Source organism: Vibrio sp. 378, assembly GCF_033339435.1.
In genome coordinates, this window is record NZ_JAWOUO010000002.1 from 109550 (window position 1) to 127102 (window position 17553).

At 44.0% G+C, this 17553-nt stretch carries 15 protein-coding genes; 8 read left to right on the forward strand and 7 right to left on the reverse strand.

The annotated features are described in order from the left end of the window. Positions 1 to 107 precede the first annotated feature (107 nt). A complete protein-coding gene (locus R7Q48_RS03885) occupies positions 108 to 1679 on the reverse strand; it encodes an ATP-binding cassette domain-containing protein (protein WP_256902605.1) in 1572 nt (523 codons plus the stop codon). Positions 1680 to 2124: 445 nt separating this feature from the next. On the opposite strand from R7Q48_RS03885, the gene R7Q48_RS03890 reads away from it, so the two are divergent. The 3 genes from R7Q48_RS03890 (at position 2125) to R7Q48_RS03900 (ending at position 5295) form a co-directional block, all read left to right on the forward strand. Next, a complete protein-coding gene (locus R7Q48_RS03890; RefSeq protein ID WP_005375398.1) occupies positions 2125 to 2550 on the forward strand; it encodes a universal stress protein in 426 nt (141 codons plus the stop codon). Between the two features lie 166 nt (positions 2551 to 2716). Then, positions 2717 to 3334: an NAD(P)H-dependent oxidoreductase gene (locus tag R7Q48_RS03895; protein WP_005375391.1), complete on the forward strand. Its 618-nt coding sequence runs from the start codon at positions 2717 to 2719 to the stop codon at positions 3332 to 3334. Then, entirely contained in the window at positions 3331 to 5295 is a 1965-nt protein-coding gene (locus R7Q48_RS03900; RefSeq protein WP_213885933.1) for a monovalent cation:proton antiporter-2 (CPA2) family protein, read from the forward strand. The genes R7Q48_RS03895 and R7Q48_RS03900 overlap by 4 nt, the downstream gene beginning before the upstream one ends. Before the next feature lie 92 nt (positions 5296 to 5387). Here R7Q48_RS03900 and R7Q48_RS03905 read toward each other — a convergent pair whose 3' ends face one another. Further along, on the reverse strand, positions 5388 to 5681 hold the full coding sequence (locus R7Q48_RS03905) for a hypothetical protein (RefSeq protein WP_005375389.1): 294 nt from the start codon (positions 5679 to 5681) through the stop codon (positions 5388 to 5390). A gap of 245 nt (positions 5682 to 5926) precedes the next feature. Here R7Q48_RS03905 and R7Q48_RS03910 point away from each other — a divergent pair, with 245 nt between their 5' ends. Continuing rightward, on the forward strand, positions 5927 to 6220 hold the full coding sequence (locus tag R7Q48_RS03910) for an ArsR/SmtB family transcription factor (RefSeq protein WP_005375388.1): 294 nt from the start codon (positions 5927 to 5929) through the stop codon (positions 6218 to 6220). Positions 6221 to 6328: 108 nt separating this feature from the next. Here the strand turns inward: R7Q48_RS03910 and R7Q48_RS03915 are convergent, their stop codons facing one another. Next, on the reverse strand, positions 6329 to 7678 hold the full coding sequence (locus tag R7Q48_RS03915; protein ID WP_213885932.1) for an alpha-amylase family protein: 1350 nt from the start codon (positions 7676 to 7678) through the stop codon (positions 6329 to 6331). A 520-nt stretch (positions 7679 to 8198) separates the two neighbouring features. Here R7Q48_RS03915 and R7Q48_RS03920 point away from each other — a divergent pair. Next, complete coding sequence (locus tag R7Q48_RS03920; RefSeq protein ID WP_005375386.1) at positions 8199 to 8555, forward strand: MerR family transcriptional regulator; 357 nt, start codon at positions 8199 to 8201, stop codon at positions 8553 to 8555. A gap of 58 nt (positions 8556 to 8613) precedes the next feature. Then, entirely contained in the window at positions 8614 to 8991 is a 378-nt protein-coding gene (locus tag R7Q48_RS03925; RefSeq protein WP_005375385.1) for a carboxymuconolactone decarboxylase family protein, read from the forward strand. Positions 8992 to 9068: 77 nt separating this feature from the next. On the opposite strand, the gene R7Q48_RS03930 is transcribed toward R7Q48_RS03925, so the two are convergent. After that, complete coding sequence (locus R7Q48_RS03930) at positions 9069 to 9299, reverse strand: PAS factor family protein (RefSeq protein ID WP_005375384.1); 231 nt, start codon at positions 9297 to 9299, stop codon at positions 9069 to 9071. Between the two features lie 282 nt (positions 9300 to 9581). After that, complete coding sequence (locus tag R7Q48_RS03935; protein WP_085569320.1) at positions 9582 to 12008, reverse strand: M9 family metallopeptidase; 2427 nt, start codon at positions 12006 to 12008, stop codon at positions 9582 to 9584. 448 nt (positions 12009 to 12456) lie between these two features. Here R7Q48_RS03935 and R7Q48_RS03940 point away from each other — a divergent pair, with 448 nt between their 5' ends. Then, complete coding sequence (locus tag R7Q48_RS03940; RefSeq protein WP_005385090.1) at positions 12457 to 13434, forward strand: hypothetical protein; 978 nt, start codon at positions 12457 to 12459, stop codon at positions 13432 to 13434. A 31-nt stretch (positions 13435 to 13465) separates the two neighbouring features. Here the strand turns inward: R7Q48_RS03940 and accD are convergent, their stop codons facing one another. Beyond that, positions 13466 to 14329 carry an acetyl-CoA carboxylase, carboxyltransferase subunit beta gene (gene accD / locus R7Q48_RS03945; RefSeq protein WP_005385089.1) on the reverse strand — a complete coding sequence of 288 codons (864 nt, stop codon included), beginning with the start codon at positions 14327 to 14329 and terminating at the stop codon, positions 13466 to 13468. Between the two features lie 141 nt (positions 14330 to 14470). Here accD and R7Q48_RS03950 point away from each other — a divergent pair, with 141 nt between their 5' ends. After that, the gene (locus tag R7Q48_RS03950; RefSeq protein ID WP_005385088.1) at positions 14471 to 15370 is read left to right on the forward strand and encodes a LysR family transcriptional regulator; all 900 of its coding nucleotides are present in this window, start codon (positions 14471 to 14473) and stop codon (positions 15368 to 15370) included. Between the two features lie 148 nt (positions 15371 to 15518). Here R7Q48_RS03950 and R7Q48_RS03955 read toward each other — a convergent pair whose 3' ends face one another. Beyond that, the gene (locus R7Q48_RS03955) at positions 15519 to 17078 is read right to left on the reverse strand and encodes a methyl-accepting chemotaxis protein (protein ID WP_031778895.1); all 1560 of its coding nucleotides are present in this window, start codon (positions 17076 to 17078) and stop codon (positions 15519 to 15521) included. Positions 17079 to 17553: the final 475 nt, after the last annotated feature.

The following is a 17553-nucleotide window of genomic DNA, read 5'->3' on the forward strand; positions in this document are numbered from 1 at the left end:
AGCCATCCTAACTCCCTCATTTCCTTCCAGTTCTACAAACTAGTAAGTGGAAGTGTAGAACTTGGGAACAATACTGAAGAGCTACGATGGCGTTTACTCTCTTTCGTCTAAGTCAGCTCGATTTGGCGCAAAACCCCAGACTCAGAAGCGAAATCTTGGTCGTGACTAATCAGAACAAATCCACCTTTGTATACATTTAACGCCTGACTAAGCATTATTTTTGACTCCAGATCGAGATGATTATCTGGCTCATCAAGCAGCAGCAAAGGCTGAGAGTTTTGGTGGCTGACTATCAGCATCGCGAGCTTCATCTTCTCGCCACCGCTCAGTAGGCGCCCCAACCGAAACACAGCATCTCGACGAAAACCGATCCCGGCCAATAAGGTCCTCGCTTCACTTTCCGTCATCTCTTGGCAGCTCTCCATTACGTTTTCAAGTAACGAAAGATTTGGATTCACTGCGCCAAAATGTTGGTCGAGATAATACAAAGGCGTATTCACTTGCAACTCACCACTCTGCAACGATAACTCGCCAAGCAATGCCTTTAACAAGGTTGATTTTCCGCAGCCATTTTTCCCTTTGAGATGGACTTTGTCGTTCGCAAAAATCTGCAACGTGATAGGTGTAGAATTCCCAAAAGGTAATATACCTTCTTGTATCGACAATACTTTTCGCGAACGGTTCGGATTATCTGTAAGATAAAACTTTTGCGCCTTGAGTAGCTCATGTCGCGATTGCAACGCCTGTTCTTTGGCTTGTAAATGCGCTTGTCTGAGTTGCTCATTCTTATTGCGATTTGAGGCGCTGGCGGTCGCGCTATCCTTTTTTCCATCAAGCAAAATTTTGGGCTGACTGCCGTCTTTGCGCAGTTTGTTCCCTTGCGCGGCGCGTTGGTCTGCTTTTTCGCGATTTTTCTGGGCTTGCTCGGCTAACCGTTTTTTCTGTTTATCGACTTGCGCTAACTGCCTCTCGATAGCTTGCAGTTCAGTGCGTTTTTGCTCGGCGTACACATCGTAGTTTCCACCAAAAACCTGTAAGCCTAGGCCTGAGAGTTCCCAAATTTCCTCCATCTCTCGCAGCAGCTCACGATCGTGACTGATGAGTAAAATCGCGCCGCTGAAATGCGTCATAGACTCTATCAGCCATTGTTTCGCCTGGGTATCGAGGTGATTGGATGGTTCATCGAGAATCAAAAGCTCCGTTTCGTTTTTAAACAACTGCCATAGCTGCAAACGTGCCAACTGACCACCACTGAGCCGAGCACAAGAGAAATCAGGGTCTTGCGGTAATCCCATCGCAGCGAGCTGCTGTTTGAATTTTAATTCAATATCCCACTGCTCACCAACCAGTTCGAACCAATGTTCAGAAACATCACCTTGTTCAATCTGCTTTAAAGCATGCAAGACCGCATCTTTGCCCAGAAACTGGGCGATCGATTGCTGACCTGAAAGCAGATCAGACGGCTGCTGGCGATACATCATGAAAGAAGAGGGAGCAGTCACAACACCGCTGGCAGGCTGAGTTTCGCCCGCCAAAATGGAAGCCAAAAGCGACTTACCGATGCCATTGCGCCCAACCAAACCTACACGTCGTTTAGTCATGGAACAAGAAATAGACTGGAATAGCGTATCGCCATTATCAAACTGATGGCTAACATTAAAAGCTTGTAAAACTGGCATAATTTGCCTCCTGTATGACAGGGACAACAGCCGTAGCTATGATTTGAAATTGCAACAAAACGCGTGCACAAACGCATTAAGCTCTATGTAAAGCTCGACGATATACGTCAAATCAAAAAGTCGTCTTGTTGCAAAGAAATATCGGAGAGTGAGCTACGCCTACTAACCCTGCAGATCCAAAAAATAAGTAAAAATATGGATGACAGGTTTAGTTCTTCATGTTGGCGTAATCTCCTAGAGAAATGATGCGCAGAGTGTAGCCGCTTTTTTGTTCAAAAAGCAAGCTTTCTAACCAAATGTGAACAAAAAGAAAGTTTCACAGTAAGTTGTTATATCACATTAACTTTTTAACAAGTCTTTGAACAATTTCGAGATCTTAGCAACACAATTTTTATCCAAGCCATACTATGCTTAGGGTAAAGATAATCCACATAAGGGCGTGGTTATGAAATACAAACATATCCTTGTTGCACTCGAACTGTCAGATGAAAGCACCGTGCTTATCGACAGAGCGGTATCAATGGCAAACTATCTCGACTCCGATATCTCCTTTATTCATATTGATGGTACGCACGGAGAAATCTATCGTGAGCTTGTAGACATTAAAGAAAACCCGGATCAAAGGCCGTTGAATGAGCATTCAATGGAATGTTTAAAAACATTTAGTGATTACATGGATTACCCACTTAAACATTTCTTCGTAGGTACTGGCGACTTGGCTGATAAATTAGAGGTCACCATTAAAGAGCAAGAAGTGGATCTTCTGATTTGTGGTCACCACCAAGATTTCTGGAGCAAGATTATTTCTTACTCCAGACACTTAATTAACAAGTCACCGGTGGATATTCTAGTCGTCCCTATTCATGATTAGTAAAACGTAACGCTTCCCAAAACCACCAATTTATTTGGTGGTTTTTTATTAATATTGAAACAGCTTAAACAGTTTTCCAAACTAGCTTGGCGATCATTTATGAGTTACATTTTCTAACCAACCCGCGCTCCTACTGGGCATGGTTATTTAGATAGCAAGGATCCCTATGGCAAATAAAAAAGTACTCATTCTCTTTGCTCATCCTTCCCAGCATCGTTCAGAAGTGAATACTCCACTTTTCAAAGAAGCTCAAAAAATTGAAGGCGTGACATGTGTTGATCTCTATGGCGAATACCCTCGTTTCGATATTAATATCGACCGTGAGCAGCAACGCTTACGTGAACATGACGTGGTGATTTTCCAATTCCCACTATATTGGTATTCAACGCCTGCGATTTTAAAAGAGTGGCAAGATCTGGTTTTGGAATATGGCTTTGCTTACGGTACAGATGGCACAGCACTGCAAGGCAAGACCATGCTTTGTGTGCTGTCTGCAGGGGGTAAAGAAGAAGCTTATAAGGCAGAGGGCTACAACCACTTTACGATTCGTCAACTGCTTGCGCCTATTGAACAAATGTCCGCACTGACCGGCATGAACTACATTGCCCCTCTCGCGATGTTTGGCGCACGTACAGCCGATGAAGAAGGGCGAATCCCTCGTCATGTTGAGCGGTACAAGAGCCTGCTAACAGCTTTAGTCGAAGATAGGTTGGATGTTGAAGCTGCGGCATCATTAATCAAGCTTAACAGCGCATTGCCAGAGCTCATTAAGGAGGCTTCATGACAGGGATATTCTTACAAGCCTTCGTATATTTGATTGCTGCTGTAATTGCAGTCCCACTTGCTAAGCGTTTGGGACTTGGGTCCGTTTTAGGCTATCTCATCGCAGGTGTGGTCATTGGCCCAATTATCGGTTTAGTCGGTGAAGAAACAACAACAATACAGCACTTTGCCGAGTTTGGCGTGGTGATGATGCTGTTTCTCGTTGGTTTAGAGCTCGAACCCAAAATGTTGTGGGCGATGCGCAATCGCTTAATGGGTTTAGGAGGTCTGCAAGTCGGTGGTACCGTCGCGGCGATTATGGGTATTGCCTTGTACTTTGACCAGCCTTGGACCATAGCCTTAGCCATGGGTTTGATCTTCGCCCTCTCTTCTACTGCGATTGTTTTGCAAACTTTTAGCGAAAAAGGATTAACGAAGACGGAAGGTGGACAAAACGCTTTCTCCGTGTTGCTTTTTCAAGATATTGCAGTGATACCAATGTTGGCGTTCATTCCTCTATTGGCCTTACCTGAATTAATTGAACAGGCACAGTCCGCGGCTCAAACAGCCGCAGCGCACCATGAAGAATTAAGCCTCGTTGCGGGGTTGCCCGGCTGGGCATACGGCATCGTAATCACAGCATCGATTGCAATCGTCGTCGTTGGTGGACACTTTTTAAGTCGACCTCTGCTCAATTATGTGGCTAGCTCTGGTTTGCGTGAAATCTTTACCGCAACTGCCCTCATGCTTGTCATTGGTATCGCTGCACTGATGAGTTTAGTGGGCTTATCTCCTGCCTTAGGAACCTTCTTGGCTGGCGTTGTATTGGCGAACAGTGAATTCCGCCACGAGTTAGAATCCAATATCGAACCATTTAAAGGCCTATTGTTAGGTCTGTTCTTTATTACCGTTGGCGCAGGGATCAACTTCTCGGTCCTTTTTGGTGATTTCTGGTTGGTCATGGCATTGACCATTGGCGTGATGGTTTTGAAAGCCTTGGTGCTGTTTATTCTTGCACTGATATTTAGGGTGAAAGGAAGCAACCGCTGGCTGTTTACCCTAAGCTTGGCTCAAGCAGGTGAATTCGGCTTTGTGCTTCTAAGCTTTTCAGTGCAAAACCACGTCATCCCATTTGAACTTTCACAAACTCTTGCGTTAGTGGTTGCGATTTCGATGTTCCTGACACCAGGTTTGTTTATTCTGTTTGATAGAGTGATTCTGCCGCGCTTTGAAAGCCAGTCAAATGAACGCGAAAGCGATACGATTGAGGAAACAGGCACGGTGATCATCGCCGGCATCGGCCGCTTTGGACAAATAGTGAATCGCCTATTGGTATCAAACGGCGTGACTACCGTGGTACTTGACCATCAATCTGACCAAGTCGATAACATGCGCCAGATTGGCACTCGCGCCTATTTTGGCGACGCGACTCGACCAGATATGCTACATACAGCCGGCATTGAGCACGCCGCTGCGTTGGTTGTGGCGATTGATAACCAAGAATCGAGTGTAGAACTGGTGAAGTACGTTAAGCACACGTACCCAAAAGTAACAGTGATTGCACGTGCCTTTGACCGTGGACATGGCTATCTTTTGCGTCAAGCGGGGGCTGATATTATTGAATCAGAGACCTACCATTCTGCATTGGAGATGGGCGGTCACACAATGAAAGCCCTTGGCATTCACCCCTTCTTTGTTGAACAACAGAAGGCGACATATAAGCGTGTTGAAGCACGTAAGTCAGAAATACTCTACAAAGCTTGGGAAGATGATTCTGAAGGTGAACGCTATGACAACAATTTCCGACAACTGTTTATTCAGTTAGAGGAGAAAATGGCGGAAGAGATGCAAAAAGATCGTCATGACAAACTATCGCGGTCAGAACGTGGTTGGACCCCGCCACCTAAAGGTTACGCCGATGACTTTAATGAAGATAACGTCCAAGAGCTAATACCACCAAGAGAAGAGCCTATCCAACGATAACGCACTCCATATTAAAAACCTCCCGCTTGGGAGGTTTTTATTTTTTCAGTACAGAGCCACACGCCGTGCAGAATAAAATGATCTTCTCGATATTACATAAGATCATTCATTAAAATCTCATACTCTTCGTTTGCTTCTTCCACTAAATGAGAAAGCTCTAACGCATCAGTAACTGCAAGATTGAACTGCCACGGAGTTGTGTCTTCTTTACCACAGATTCGAGTTTCACACCCACGACTCTCAAAAGACAAATCATCAAACTCTGTGGTGTGGCGCTCTTGAAGTTCAACAATCTCAACTTCTAATTTACCGACAGGATTGACTTTAACGTGGGCATGTAACTCCGAACTGTTAGACAAACAATAATCTCTATGAACCGCAATCATGGCCGCCTCCTTGGTCTGCCAACTGACAACTCAACATTGAGTGTAGACGAGGGATTTTGAACGTGGCGTGAAATAATAATGAAGATTGATCTGTCTCATTAGAACAGACAATTGTTGTCATGAAGGCATGAGCCAGTATGAATCTCATCTGATTTAAACTGTTCTGAGATCGTAATAGTTGGCATTTACCGAGACTTTCCCTATTATCGAAACAAAATTACTGTGGTCATTCTTTAGAGGTCAGTATGGAGCTTGAAGCCGTTGCTAAAGCACTAAAAGAGTTAGGGCATCCGACTCGTTTAAGTATTTACAAAGAAGTCGTCAAAGCGGGATACAAAGGTATCGCGGTAGGCGGCGTACAAGAAAAGCTTGGCATTCCAGCATCCACTCTCTCTCATCATATCTCGAGCCTTGCTTCAGCTGGTCTTCTCACCCAGCGCCGCGAGGGTAGAACCCTTTTTTGTGTTGCAGAGTATCAGTGCTTAGATGACGTAATTGGTTTTTTAAAAGCAGAATGTTGCGTTAACGAGTGCTCATAAATTTCTAGCAAAAACGAGAGAGTTTGAGTTTCTATTGAACTTCAGCAGAACGTGAATGACGATGAAAAACATACACACCGAAGTTGCTAAGCTCGGTGTGTACATCTTCTAGTTCGCGACAAGTAACATCGACGACTTAGATGGTACGATTAACTTACCGTCAGTTGGAATGATTTGTTCTGTCATCAAATCAACCCAATTACCATCGATTTTTAATGTCAAAGACTGTTGACGCTGCGATTTATTAAGCACCACAATACCTTTGTCACCTCGCTTAAGTACGAGCATGTCATCGTTACCTTCAAGAACACTCATCGGCTCGCCATGCGTCATATTATGGAACTGGATCATTTTTGCCATTCTCGGATCGCTCCATGCACCTTGCCATCTTGGCTGACCATTTTTACCTTTAATACCGCTGGTGTTTAAGTCGGTATAAATCAACGGCACACCACCATCTCGGCCTAGAATATAGGCATAAGCTAACCATTCGTTTTCCTCGTCCATGATGAGATCAAGAAAGACATCATTGTTAGGAATATCATGTGTGATAGCAAATGTAATCGCACGACCGGGGGACAGAGCCTGACCAAAACAATAGGGATCAATCAGAGACTTGAAGCTGCCCTTTTTAGCAAACGCCTTAAACATGGTTGAGAACAAAGGGAAATCGTACGCACCTAGGCGAGTTTCCTGTAGATACGGCTCAAGAAACAGCTGATACTCTTCTTCCGTCGCACCGCCATCGGTAATAATTTCACCAAATATATGCACATCCCGCGTGATGTCGTCTGTCCAAACACGCTTAAGATGCTCTAACGTCATGTGTTTCGCAGCGTCAATACGAAAACCTTTCACACCAATAGCTTTCAGCGCCTTTAGGTACGCTCGTTGCTGCTCAACGACATGGTCACAAACACGAAGAGTTGGCAAGCCAGGGTCGGTTGGCCCACCTGTGATACGTCCATTTTGAACCTGCCACTTATCTTTCCAGTCTTTAATGCCGAATGCTTCAACAAAGTCCTCTTCATCAAAAAGTGGTTGAGATAGATCGCCAAACAACGCTAGCGACTGATATTTCTGTTTGTCGTTCTGGTATTCCTCCAAGACCTCTTGTCTTGGGTACTGAAGGTCTCTGCGAAGGTGGGCCTCATTTGCCATATGGTTAAACACTACGTCGGCATAAACCCACACACCAACTTGCTCCAGTTCACGAACCATATGAATAAAATCTTTGGTATCACCCAAGGCATTATCGATAACACGATAATCTTGTGGTTGATAACGCTGCCACCAGCGCTCATCGTGTGCGCTTTTCATTGGTGGCGAAACCAACACAGAGCCATAACCAAGCTTGCGGATTTCTTTTGCTCGTTGGGCAATGTCAGCATACTTCCAATCAAACGCATGTAAGATAACGTTTGCACCGAATGATTGTGTTTCCTGTGAGCCACTCATGTTGTTCTCCTGCTCGTTTCCACTCACGATTACTTGTTTGCATTTTTTTGTGAGTGAATTCAATAATCGAAATTATAAAAGCTATTCATCAGAGGCACTCACCCTTTTAGCACTAACTCAAGGCTGAAATCGAAGGCGTAGCGACTCATCCATTGCACAGCGATAAATCGTTCTGAGTGAATAACGGGCACACAACATACACCCCAAACAGCCCAGAACAAACCTAAGACATTGTTTTATTTAGCAAAAATATCAATCAAAAAAGATGCAACATAAGACCTACGTACGCCCTAAAATAGGCCCAAAGGATAAAAATAGCCAAGCCAACCCGTTGAGTAATCAATTGTTAATAAAACGAAACTGGCAGATGGATCACGTTTGGCGCGTTTCAAAAATCCAGTAAATCACCATACCTAGCGTTAAAAGACTAAAGATTTCTGTTTGTATCTGTCCCGAAATGACTTCAAAATGCGAAACTTAGCTTGTCTCTATGGGGTATGCTCTACCTTGGAGGATAATAATGAATATCAAAGAATTTTCTGACCTCGTCGGGCTATCTGCTCATACACTTCGATACTATGAAAAAATCGGTTTACTTAAACATGTCCATAGAAACGCGAGTGGACATCGAATGTATAGTTCGAAAGATCTAAACTGGATAAGCTTTGTTAAGCGTTTAAAAGAAACTGCAATGCCACTTGAAGAGATTCTAGAGTATGCCAAATTAAGGGAAGTCGGCTCTCAATCTGTACCACAACGTCAAGCCCTGTTAGAACAACACCAAGAAAACCTCAAACGCCACATTGAGCAACAGAAAAAGCACTTATCGGCTCTAGAAGAAAAAATTGCCTTGTATAAAAGCGGAAAAGTTCGTTGACTTAGAGTTAACTCTAACGATTAAGGTGTGTTTACGTTTATTCACTAGGAACATACCGATGGAACAATCACGCTTTAACAAAGGATTAGAACTACTCTCTCAAATTGATGGCGACGCTGGTCATAATGTCATCGAAACCTTACAAGATATTTGTCCAGATTTAGCTCAGTACACCATTGAGTATCCGTTTGGCGATATTTATGCTCGCCCGGGCTTAGACCTAAAATCGAGAGAAATCGCAACCGTCGCCGCGCTAACGGCAATGGGGAATTGCGCGCCGCAACTAAAAGTGCACTTAAATGCAGCGCTGAATGTAGGCTGTAGCGAGGATGAGATTAAAGAGATCATTTTGCAGATGTCCGTCTACGCAGGTTTTCCCGCGGCATTAAACGGCATGTTTGCATTCAAAGAAGTGCTAGCGGAAAGAGCAGAGTAATAACGACGTTGAAATCAATTTAACCGCAATTAAAAACGGCCCTTGGGGTTCGGGCCGTGATTAAAACAACGAGTGAATTAGCGCTCAGGAGTTTCAAGCAGTTTAACCGCGCAATCTACCGCGTTGTTAATGCCTTGACTGCTCTCCAACTTGCCTGAACTTGCAGGACCAAGGGCACAAGAATACAAAGCCAGCTGCTTATCGAACGGCAGATCCAACTGTTCATAGAGATTTTGTCGGATTCTTGCATGTTGTTCTGGTTCTTGGTTAGCAAGGCTAATCAACGTTTCATAAATAAGCGTTTTCATGTCTTTCCCTTTTCACTTTATTGCACGGGGTGCATATATATTGTATCCATTTGGGAAGCACAAATCAGAAGCTAGGTCACAGAACGCGTCGCTAAAAAAGTTTATGTGCGCGGTAAATTGCAATACAAACCTAAAGCCGTTTAGAAAAAGGGCAACTGATAACTCGATAAACCAGCCGATTAACTAGCATTCGCCGCTGTTTGTTTATAATCGTGTCCGATATAAACAAAAACGTCGCTGTATCAGCGACGTTTTATCTCGACTTTAGTTAATCGAACCTGTTTAGTTGAAGTGCACTAGCATTTCAACGTCATCGCCTTGCTCTGGAGCCTGAAGAGCGAAGTGCACGTACCCTGCTTCAGTAACAGGAATCGCAAGGTATTCATTGCTGCCTGCATAGTTGGACGCATACTCGTGCTGCTCTACTGTAGGCCAATGCTCCCTACTCGCGTATAGATCGACATTACCAGTTTGAGAGTGAGCCGTTAGCCATACACGAACCTCTTCAACACCTTCAGGCACATAAACTGCTGCATAACGCTGCTTGTGAACGGTAAGCATTTTGGCTTCACCAGACTCTAATACCACAGGTGCTAAATCATCTTGCACTTGGGTTGGCGGTGTTTGCGCTTCCACTTCTAACGCAGCCACAAGATTCACTGAGTCATAGCTATCACGTCCAGTTAAGCTGATGTAGTAACGACCCGCTTTAACGTAACCATCTTGCTCTGGTTCAAACACAATCTCTTCATTGCTGCCATCAGCATAATGACTCATTTCGAAATCATAGTAATGCGCGACTTTGTTGTAGCTCATGTAAAGATCCGCATCACCCGCACCCTCAATAGATACATTGAAGTTAACGGTGTTGGCTGGAACATCAACGTAGAACAGTTTTTCGCTGTATGCTTCGCCACTGAGCTGAAGGCTTTGGTTCGCCGTCAATTCAGTCACTTGTGCTTCAGGGCTTGTTGGTTCTGTTGGCTCTTCTGGGTCTGTATCAGGTTGCTCAGGTTCCACTTTTAATGTGTCCAACCAACGTTCAAACTCAGCATCGTATTGTTGACCTAAAGACGTCACCTGCTGTGCCCATTGTTCGAACTGGCCAGAGCGCGACAATGCCAACAAGCTTTCGACGTCTTGTGGATGATTTTCTAACATGAATCGAACAGCTAGATAACCCCAACGATAGATACGATTGGTATCGTGAGAGTACGTGGTATCAAACACAGTGGAAAGGCTCAGTTTACCATCTGCAATCAGCTCAATCGCAGCTTGGTAACCTTGCTTGTAATGCATGTATTCAGCAAAACCTTCTAGCCACCAAACAATATGACCATGAGCCAAGTTATCGCTGAACGAACCGTATTGGTTAAATCGTGCATCTAAATAGTGCGTGTATTCATGTTCTAGGTTCAAGATAGAGAGATCTTCACCATTCGCGTAGCGATAAGCGACGAAACGCGCAGTATTGTCCGCTTTTGAAGGGTCACCTTCTAGGTACTGACCACCGTTGTCCGTTGTATTACCAAATAGGAATGAAGAGTAATCAACGTAACTAGTGTTACTCGCGAATACCGCCACTTCAACACGATCATTCAAATCATCAGCGACAGGTTGATTACCCGTATTCGCAACTCGATGGAAGTCGGCTTCTTTTGCCGCTAGCACTTCACACGCTTTCGCTGCTTGAGCATCGGTCAGATCCTCAGAGCGAATAATGGCAGGTCCCTGACATTCAAAACGATTTGGCATTACACGTGCAGCTAAATCTTGCTTGGCTTGCTCAATATTCAGACCATTTAGGCCTTCTGGTGCGTAGTAGCTCATCATTTCAACGGCAGCAAGCCATAGTTTGTCATGCTCACTACCCAGTGGATAACGCTGCATCACCTGTTGCATTACTGCCAATGCTTTGCGTTTGGTCTCCTGATCTGGGCTCGCGAGCAAACGACCAGTTTCACGTAATGCATTGAAAACGATAAAGCTTGCATCCGTATCTAATGCCCAAGCATTATCAGATGCGAATTTCACCAACGTATCAATATGGTGTGTATTGTTTGCCATGTATCGGTAGAACGCATCGTTCGCCGCATGGCCTGCCATAGAGCGGAACAAGTTGTTTAAACCATCGACCCATTGCGTGTCCTGCGCGGTTTCACGATTAAAGTGCATCAACGCGGCCATCATGCTATCCATGGTCAGCGGCAACTGCTTAACGTTATCAACCATCAAAGTCAGGCTCTTCATTGCACCAACTTGTTCACGACCTTGATCCAAAGCATGAGGGTTGTTTAGGAATAGGTTCGTCGACTGAGCAAAACGCTGACTCAACGCTTGCGAAAACTCGGGTGTACCAGTACCAGCGTTGTAGCGAACGTAGTAGGCCGCTCGAATAAATTCGCCTAGGTTCTCTAGAATACGAGCTTGATCTGCTTCACCACGATAGCGAGCGATTTCTTGATCCAGCGCGACTTGGATACGGCTTAGGCTCGCTTCACTATAGATATCATTCAGCGTTTCTGAAGGTGCTGAAAACCAAGCGTGGTAGCAATCATACTCAGCACCAGAAACGGCAGTAGCCAGATCTCGCGATTGTTGTAAATCAGCAACAGCACACTGATTTTGTGCAAAAGAGAAGCCAGACACACTCGCTAGCATACAAGCAAGCGCCAAACGATGGCGCGGGAAAAAACGGATATGAGACATAACAACACTCATTGATTATTAACATACATTGAGTGGGGGTTTATATTCTTTACAGCTCAAACAGTGAAATCAGTGTCATAAAATTTATGAAACCGCTCCCAAAAATAGGTCTTTTACTCTAATTAAATGGGAGCAATCCCACTCCCAAAAAACTCACAATTATCAATAAAAACATTAATTTACCTTTTTCTAAATAACGACTTTATGAGGAAAATTGCCCTTAAACGCCCCCCTTAACTCTTCCAGATAGAGTTCACGACAATCAAAGGTTCTAAATTAAATTTTGATGCTTGATACCATCTATTTTTATTTGTGACTCATTCCCAATAAGTCATAGAGTGCATATCAAAAGGTTGGCATTAATGGTAAATTCTCCGCCAAATCAAACACATTTACTCCTCCAGTCATTGATGAGTGAATAAAGCAGATATTTGGCTAGGGATAATACATGTCACTTTGGGGATTTTTGGGAGCGGGGATTGCCTACTTCATGACAACGTTTGCCTTTGTTTTTGGCGGCATTTTTTGGTTATGTGCTGAAGGTAATACATTAAGAGAAACAAAGCGCCAATCATCAATAATGTCCGGGGTTATTGCTTGTACTATTGGAACTTGGGTGCTTGCTTTTGGTGTTTACGTTTACGGTTACTTTTGGGATAACTCTTCTCACTATTATTTTTATTTGCTCGCTCCATGGGGACTTGCCATTTTTGGGGTAAAACTTCGTAACCGCTGGGTTAAGCAATACGCGCGTGTAAAACACGCAAAAGAAGAACAGTGGCAAAAGCGCTGGCGAGAATTATTAGGGGAAGATACTGAAGAGCTTCAACCATATACACATGATTACGAGCTCTACTCGGGCATTTGGCAAGCCAATGAAGCGCTCCAAGAACAGTGTTTTGCAGCCCTTCCTCACGGGAAAGCAGTCTACGAGAGAGTGAAAGCCTTCCAAACGATGGCCTCCCCCGCTGGTGACATAAACAATCAAGTTTTGCTGAGTAAACTCGATCAACTAGAGGATGAAATCATTCAAGTTCTTGAGCAACACTCGCAAAAGAAAGTAAGCATTGAAACTGGCGCAGGTACTTTACACAAAGAGTCAAAACGCAATGTTTATCACCATGAGAATGGCCCAACAGAAGAGCAACTGTACGACTCAATCAACCTCCAACATGATTTGGATCGAGAGCTACGCAACATTATCTATGATCGGCTCGGTTACGATGGCGAAGATGAGTACTTTTTCCTCCAAGCGCCACTCGAAGAGCTTACCGAGAATGAAACCGCAATCAACTGGATGCTCTGGGGGTTAGTAAGCGACCATTTTGCTGTTGACCCATACCAAACGGCGTTGGATCTCAGCCTAATGAATGCGGAACCAAGATGGGGGCAAAATGAACGGTTTGTAATGATTACGGCTCAATAAACGCAAGTACTAAGTCTAACTTTAATATAACCTATTCTGAGACCACCCTCGCGTTGGTTAACTTAGCCAGTAAGCGGCCAACGCGATCGCGCATTTCACGTCTATCGACAATCATATCTAGCGCACCATGCGCTAGTAAAAATTCACTTCGCTGAAACTCGTCTGGTAACTTTTCACGTACCGTTTGCTCAATGACACGTCTTCCCGCAAAGCCAATACTTGCTTTAGGTTCACCAATATTGATGTCTCCTAACATGGCTAAACTCGCCGAGACGCCACCATAAGTTTGGTCCGTCAATACTGAGATATAGGGTAATCTGTGCTCAGATAAGTGGTTTAACGCGGCGCTGGTTTTTGACATTTGCATTAGTGCCACCAAAGACTCTTGCATGCGCGCCCCTCCGCAAGCGGAAAAACATACTAACCCAGATTTTGTATTAATTGCGCTTTCAATTGCTCGGACAAACTTCTCGCCAACCACTGCGCCCATCGAGCCTGCCATGAAAGAGAATTCGAATGCACACGCAACAACAGGCAGCCCCAATAACTTGCCCTGCATCACCACCAACGCATCTTTTTCTCCAGTCGTTTTCTGCGCTAAAGCAATTCGCTCTTTATATCGCTTTAAGTCTTTAAAACCCAAAATATCTTGTGGCTCCAACTCACTTGCCAACTCTTGTTGTGTTCCATGGTCCAGAAAAGAGATCAACCTTTGACGCGCAGCCATTCTCATGTGATATGAGCATTTAGGGCATACTTCCAAATTTTCTTTTAACGCGGCACGATAAAGTATTTGTTCACACTCAGGACACTTTGTCCAAACGCCCTCAGGGATAGACGCTTTGCGCGAACCTATTATATTTTTATTCTCAAATAACCGTTCTAACCAGCTCATAAATTCACCACTATTGATTACGTTCTAGCGCGATATCTCGTTGTTTGTTCGCTTAAACTTGTAAATAAAATTGTATGTAACTTAGTACAGGGATAAAGTGCGATATGCTGGCTTGATAATCCAATAAGATGGGATAATGAAATGTTTGATAACGTTGACCAAATCTGGTTAAAAAGTTTTCACTGTGTTTATGAGAACAACAGCTTTAAGCGAGCCGCTGAGTGTTTGAATATACCAACATCAAATGTCAGCCGACACATTGCCCTGCTTGAAGAAAAGTTAAACATTAGGTTGTTCAATAGAACAACAAGGCGAATGACGCCTACCGAGGCTGGAGAAGAGCTCTATAGCAGCACTCGTCCGTTATTGGAGCAACTCAACGCCGCACTAGAAACGGTAACGCGCCACTCACACACGGTAACAGGGGAACTGCGAATTCTTATGCCAGACACACCTGTACTGGCCAAAGCGGTTGTCACCTTTTGCACGCAATACCCGTCAATCTCTTTGTCTTGCGATACAACGCTAAACCCTAAAGATGATGTTATTGATAGCTTTGATGTCATTTTGAGTTTTCATAGAGGGACTTTGTCAGACAGTAACTGGGTGGCGAGAGAGATAAAACGCTGGCCCAGTGCCATTTTAGCCGCGCCTCAACTAATTGAGAAATACGCCACCCCTTACAAAATTACGGATCTAAGTCATGTTCCCTGCATCACGACGCTTACCGCAGTAAATGGTGCACCATGGGTATTCAGAAACCCTGTTGGGGGCCATATTACTCAAACTGTGCAATCTTCATTCAAAGTAAACAGCGGTCATCTCGCCAGATATGGCGCGTTATCAGGGCTTGGATACGCAATATTGCCAATTGAGTCATGCCAAAATGAGATCAAAAATGGTGAGCTAGAAATCGTCACTCTAGAGTACGAACCTGAGGATTTAGTGCTTTACGCCTTTTACTCGTCTAGAAAACATGTAGCTAAGAAAATATCTATGTTTGTTGAACATTTAAAGCAAAATGCGAAACTTAACGCTTAGCTAAGCTTTACTCAACTAATTTATCATATTTTGTTTTATCGTCTAGAAAGGACAGACACCGCTAAGCGATTTGAGACTCGATTTTTTCAAATAAAAAAGCCAGCAATTAACATTTACTGGCTTTTTATTAAAGAGGGTCAGTTGGCGTTTAGATTCTAAACGCTCCCACGTGACGATCGAGTGTTCGCGATAGCTCCGCGAGTTGTTGACTTGATGCTTCTAGTTGCTCACTCGCTGTTAGCGCACTTTTCACTGAGTGGCTGACGGTATCCATGTTCATATTAATTTCGTTTGCTACCGTTGATTGCTGTTCTGTTGCGGTTGCTACTTGAGTATTGATATCTGAAATAGTCGTCACTTGTGCAGCTATTGCTTCTAAAGCCTGTCGAGCTAACTCAGTTTCTGCCGTTCCTTCTTCAATAAGAGTCTTACTATTACTCATTGAATTCACCGCACTTTGAGCTTCAGTTTGTAGCTGGTGAATCATATTGTCAATTTCATCGGTAGAATGAGCCGTTTTAGTCGCTAGGTTGCGAACTTCATCAGCAACTACTGCAAAACCTCGGCCGGCATCACCAGCGCGTGCCGCTTCGATAGCCGCATTGAGAGCCAATAGATTGGTTTGCTCCGAAATACCTCTAATCACCTCTAGAATACTACCAATCGACTGAGTATTTTCAGCAAGACTCACGATAATGTTGGAAGTGCTGTTCATCTCGTTTTCAAGATTAGTCATCGCCGTTTTGGTTCTTTCTAGCGTCGTGTAGCCATCTTGCGCTTCATTACTTGCTGCACTCGCAGCATTTGCCGCTCCGGCAGCATTGGAGGCAATTTCATTGACCGTCGCAATCATTTCGTTCATGGATGTAACAACCAGCATGGTTTGCTCGTTCTGCTCTTGCCCTCTTGTGAGCGCTTGTTGAGATTGCCCACGCAAAGCGACAGCTGAACTATTAAGCTCCACACCAGTATTTACAACTTGTGTAATAATCTCATGTACTTTCCCAACAAAAACGTTGAAAGCAGAAGAAATTTGCGCGACTTCGTCATTACCTTTCGCTGGCAAACGAACGGTTAAGTCTCCGTCTCCTTTTGAGATGTCTTGTAGAGCGTCTTTAAGCGCAGAAAGCGGTCTCATCAGTTTATTTAGCAGAAGTGACAGAATCAAAACACACATAACGAAGATCGCCACCATAGAGATCAACTGGTAAGTAATAATTCCATTCGTCGCTTGGCTCACTTCGGTAATAGGAATACCAATATCAAAAGTACCGTATAACTGACCATCCACATAAATTGGTGCCATGATGTCAAACACCCATACTTTCTGGACATCGGCATACCACTTTGAGTACTGTTGAACACCTCTCGTCGCGCCTTCAACAGTATATTCATCGTTATAGGTTTTGTTCAGCTTGTGCTTATCACTGTGGGCTACTGCCGTTACGTTACGGTCAATTACAACGGCATAGCTCACGTCTGAACGTTGTTTCAGCCCCTCAACAAGCGATTGTAAATCTTGCATTGGATTGGCTGAGTTCTCCAAAATATAACTCGCATTTCCCGCTAGAAACTCAGCTTGAACTTGGGATTTGTTTAAGATGATGTCATCGATTTTCTGACTCGAAATTAGGTACGTTGATGCCATACTCGCCACGACAGCAATACCAAACATGGCGCAGACTGCTAATAAGATGATTCTTTTCATTATAATTGTCTCAATACAATTCAATTGATGCTCATTAATCGAGCGCTAAGCCTTTCTTCTCCAAAACCAACCAAACTGCATTTTGGGTCTGTTTGGCAGAGCAAGACATAACTTTATAACTATGTATCTGCTTGGTTCCCGATTACTTTAGACAGAAGGAAAAAAAGTCTTCAAAACGTCACATTTCTACGAGGTTTGGCGAAGGGACGAGTACGCAAAAGGAAACGTTTGCATAGTTAAATTTAACTATGCGACCAAATTGGTATCGAACATTAAAGAAAAGAGTTCTAATTAGCGTTTTGCCGTCGGGAGCGCTGTGGTCAGTGCTCCCGTTTTATCATTTAGTATCTCAGATTCAGATATTAGAGCCACAATTGCAGCGGTTGTAATCCGAGATGCTTGGTGAAGCGAGAATGACTTGGTTTGTAGATATGGCAGCGATGTCAGATCGAGTGATTCTCAATCAAGAATCGGC

Excerpts from the sequence above, each read along its gene's own strand:
- R7Q48_RS03885 (WP_256902605.1), bottom strand. The coding sequence starts at position 1,679 with ATGCCAGTTTTACAAGCTTTTAATGTTAGCCATCAGTTTGATAATGGC.
- R7Q48_RS03890 (WP_005375398.1), top strand. The coding sequence starts at position 2,125 with ATGAAATACAAACATATCCTTGTTGCACTCGAACTGTCAGATGAAAGC.
- R7Q48_RS03895 (WP_005375391.1), top strand. The coding sequence starts at position 2,717 with ATGGCAAATAAAAAAGTACTCATTCTCTTTGCTCATCCTTCCCAGCAT.
- R7Q48_RS03900 (WP_213885933.1), top strand. The coding sequence starts at position 3,331 with ATGACAGGGATATTCTTACAAGCCTTCGTATATTTGATTGCTGCTGTA.
- R7Q48_RS03905 (WP_005375389.1), bottom strand. The coding sequence starts at position 5,681 with ATGATTGCGGTTCATAGAGATTATTGTTTGTCTAACAGTTCGGAGTTA.
- R7Q48_RS03910 (WP_005375388.1), top strand. The coding sequence starts at position 5,927 with ATGGAGCTTGAAGCCGTTGCTAAAGCACTAAAAGAGTTAGGGCATCCG.
- R7Q48_RS03915 (WP_213885932.1), bottom strand. The coding sequence starts at position 7,678 with ATGAGTGGCTCACAGGAAACACAATCATTCGGTGCAAACGTTATCTTA.
- R7Q48_RS03920 (WP_005375386.1), top strand. The coding sequence starts at position 8,199 with ATGAATATCAAAGAATTTTCTGACCTCGTCGGGCTATCTGCTCATACA.
- R7Q48_RS03925 (WP_005375385.1), top strand. The coding sequence starts at position 8,614 with ATGGAACAATCACGCTTTAACAAAGGATTAGAACTACTCTCTCAAATT.
- R7Q48_RS03930 (WP_005375384.1), bottom strand. The coding sequence starts at position 9,299 with ATGAAAACGCTTATTTATGAAACGTTGATTAGCCTTGCTAACCAAGAA.
- R7Q48_RS03935 (WP_085569320.1), bottom strand. The coding sequence starts at position 12,008 with ATGTCTCATATCCGTTTTTTCCCGCGCCATCGTTTGGCGCTTGCTTGT.
- R7Q48_RS03940 (WP_005385090.1), top strand. The coding sequence starts at position 12,457 with ATGTCACTTTGGGGATTTTTGGGAGCGGGGATTGCCTACTTCATGACA.
- accD (WP_005385089.1), bottom strand. The coding sequence starts at position 14,329 with ATGAGCTGGTTAGAACGGTTATTTGAGAATAAAAATATAATAGGTTCG.
- R7Q48_RS03950 (WP_005385088.1), top strand. The coding sequence starts at position 14,471 with ATGTTTGATAACGTTGACCAAATCTGGTTAAAAAGTTTTCACTGTGTT.
- R7Q48_RS03955 (WP_031778895.1), bottom strand. The coding sequence starts at position 17,078 with ATGAAAAGAATCATCTTATTAGCAGTCTGCGCCATGTTTGGTATTGCT.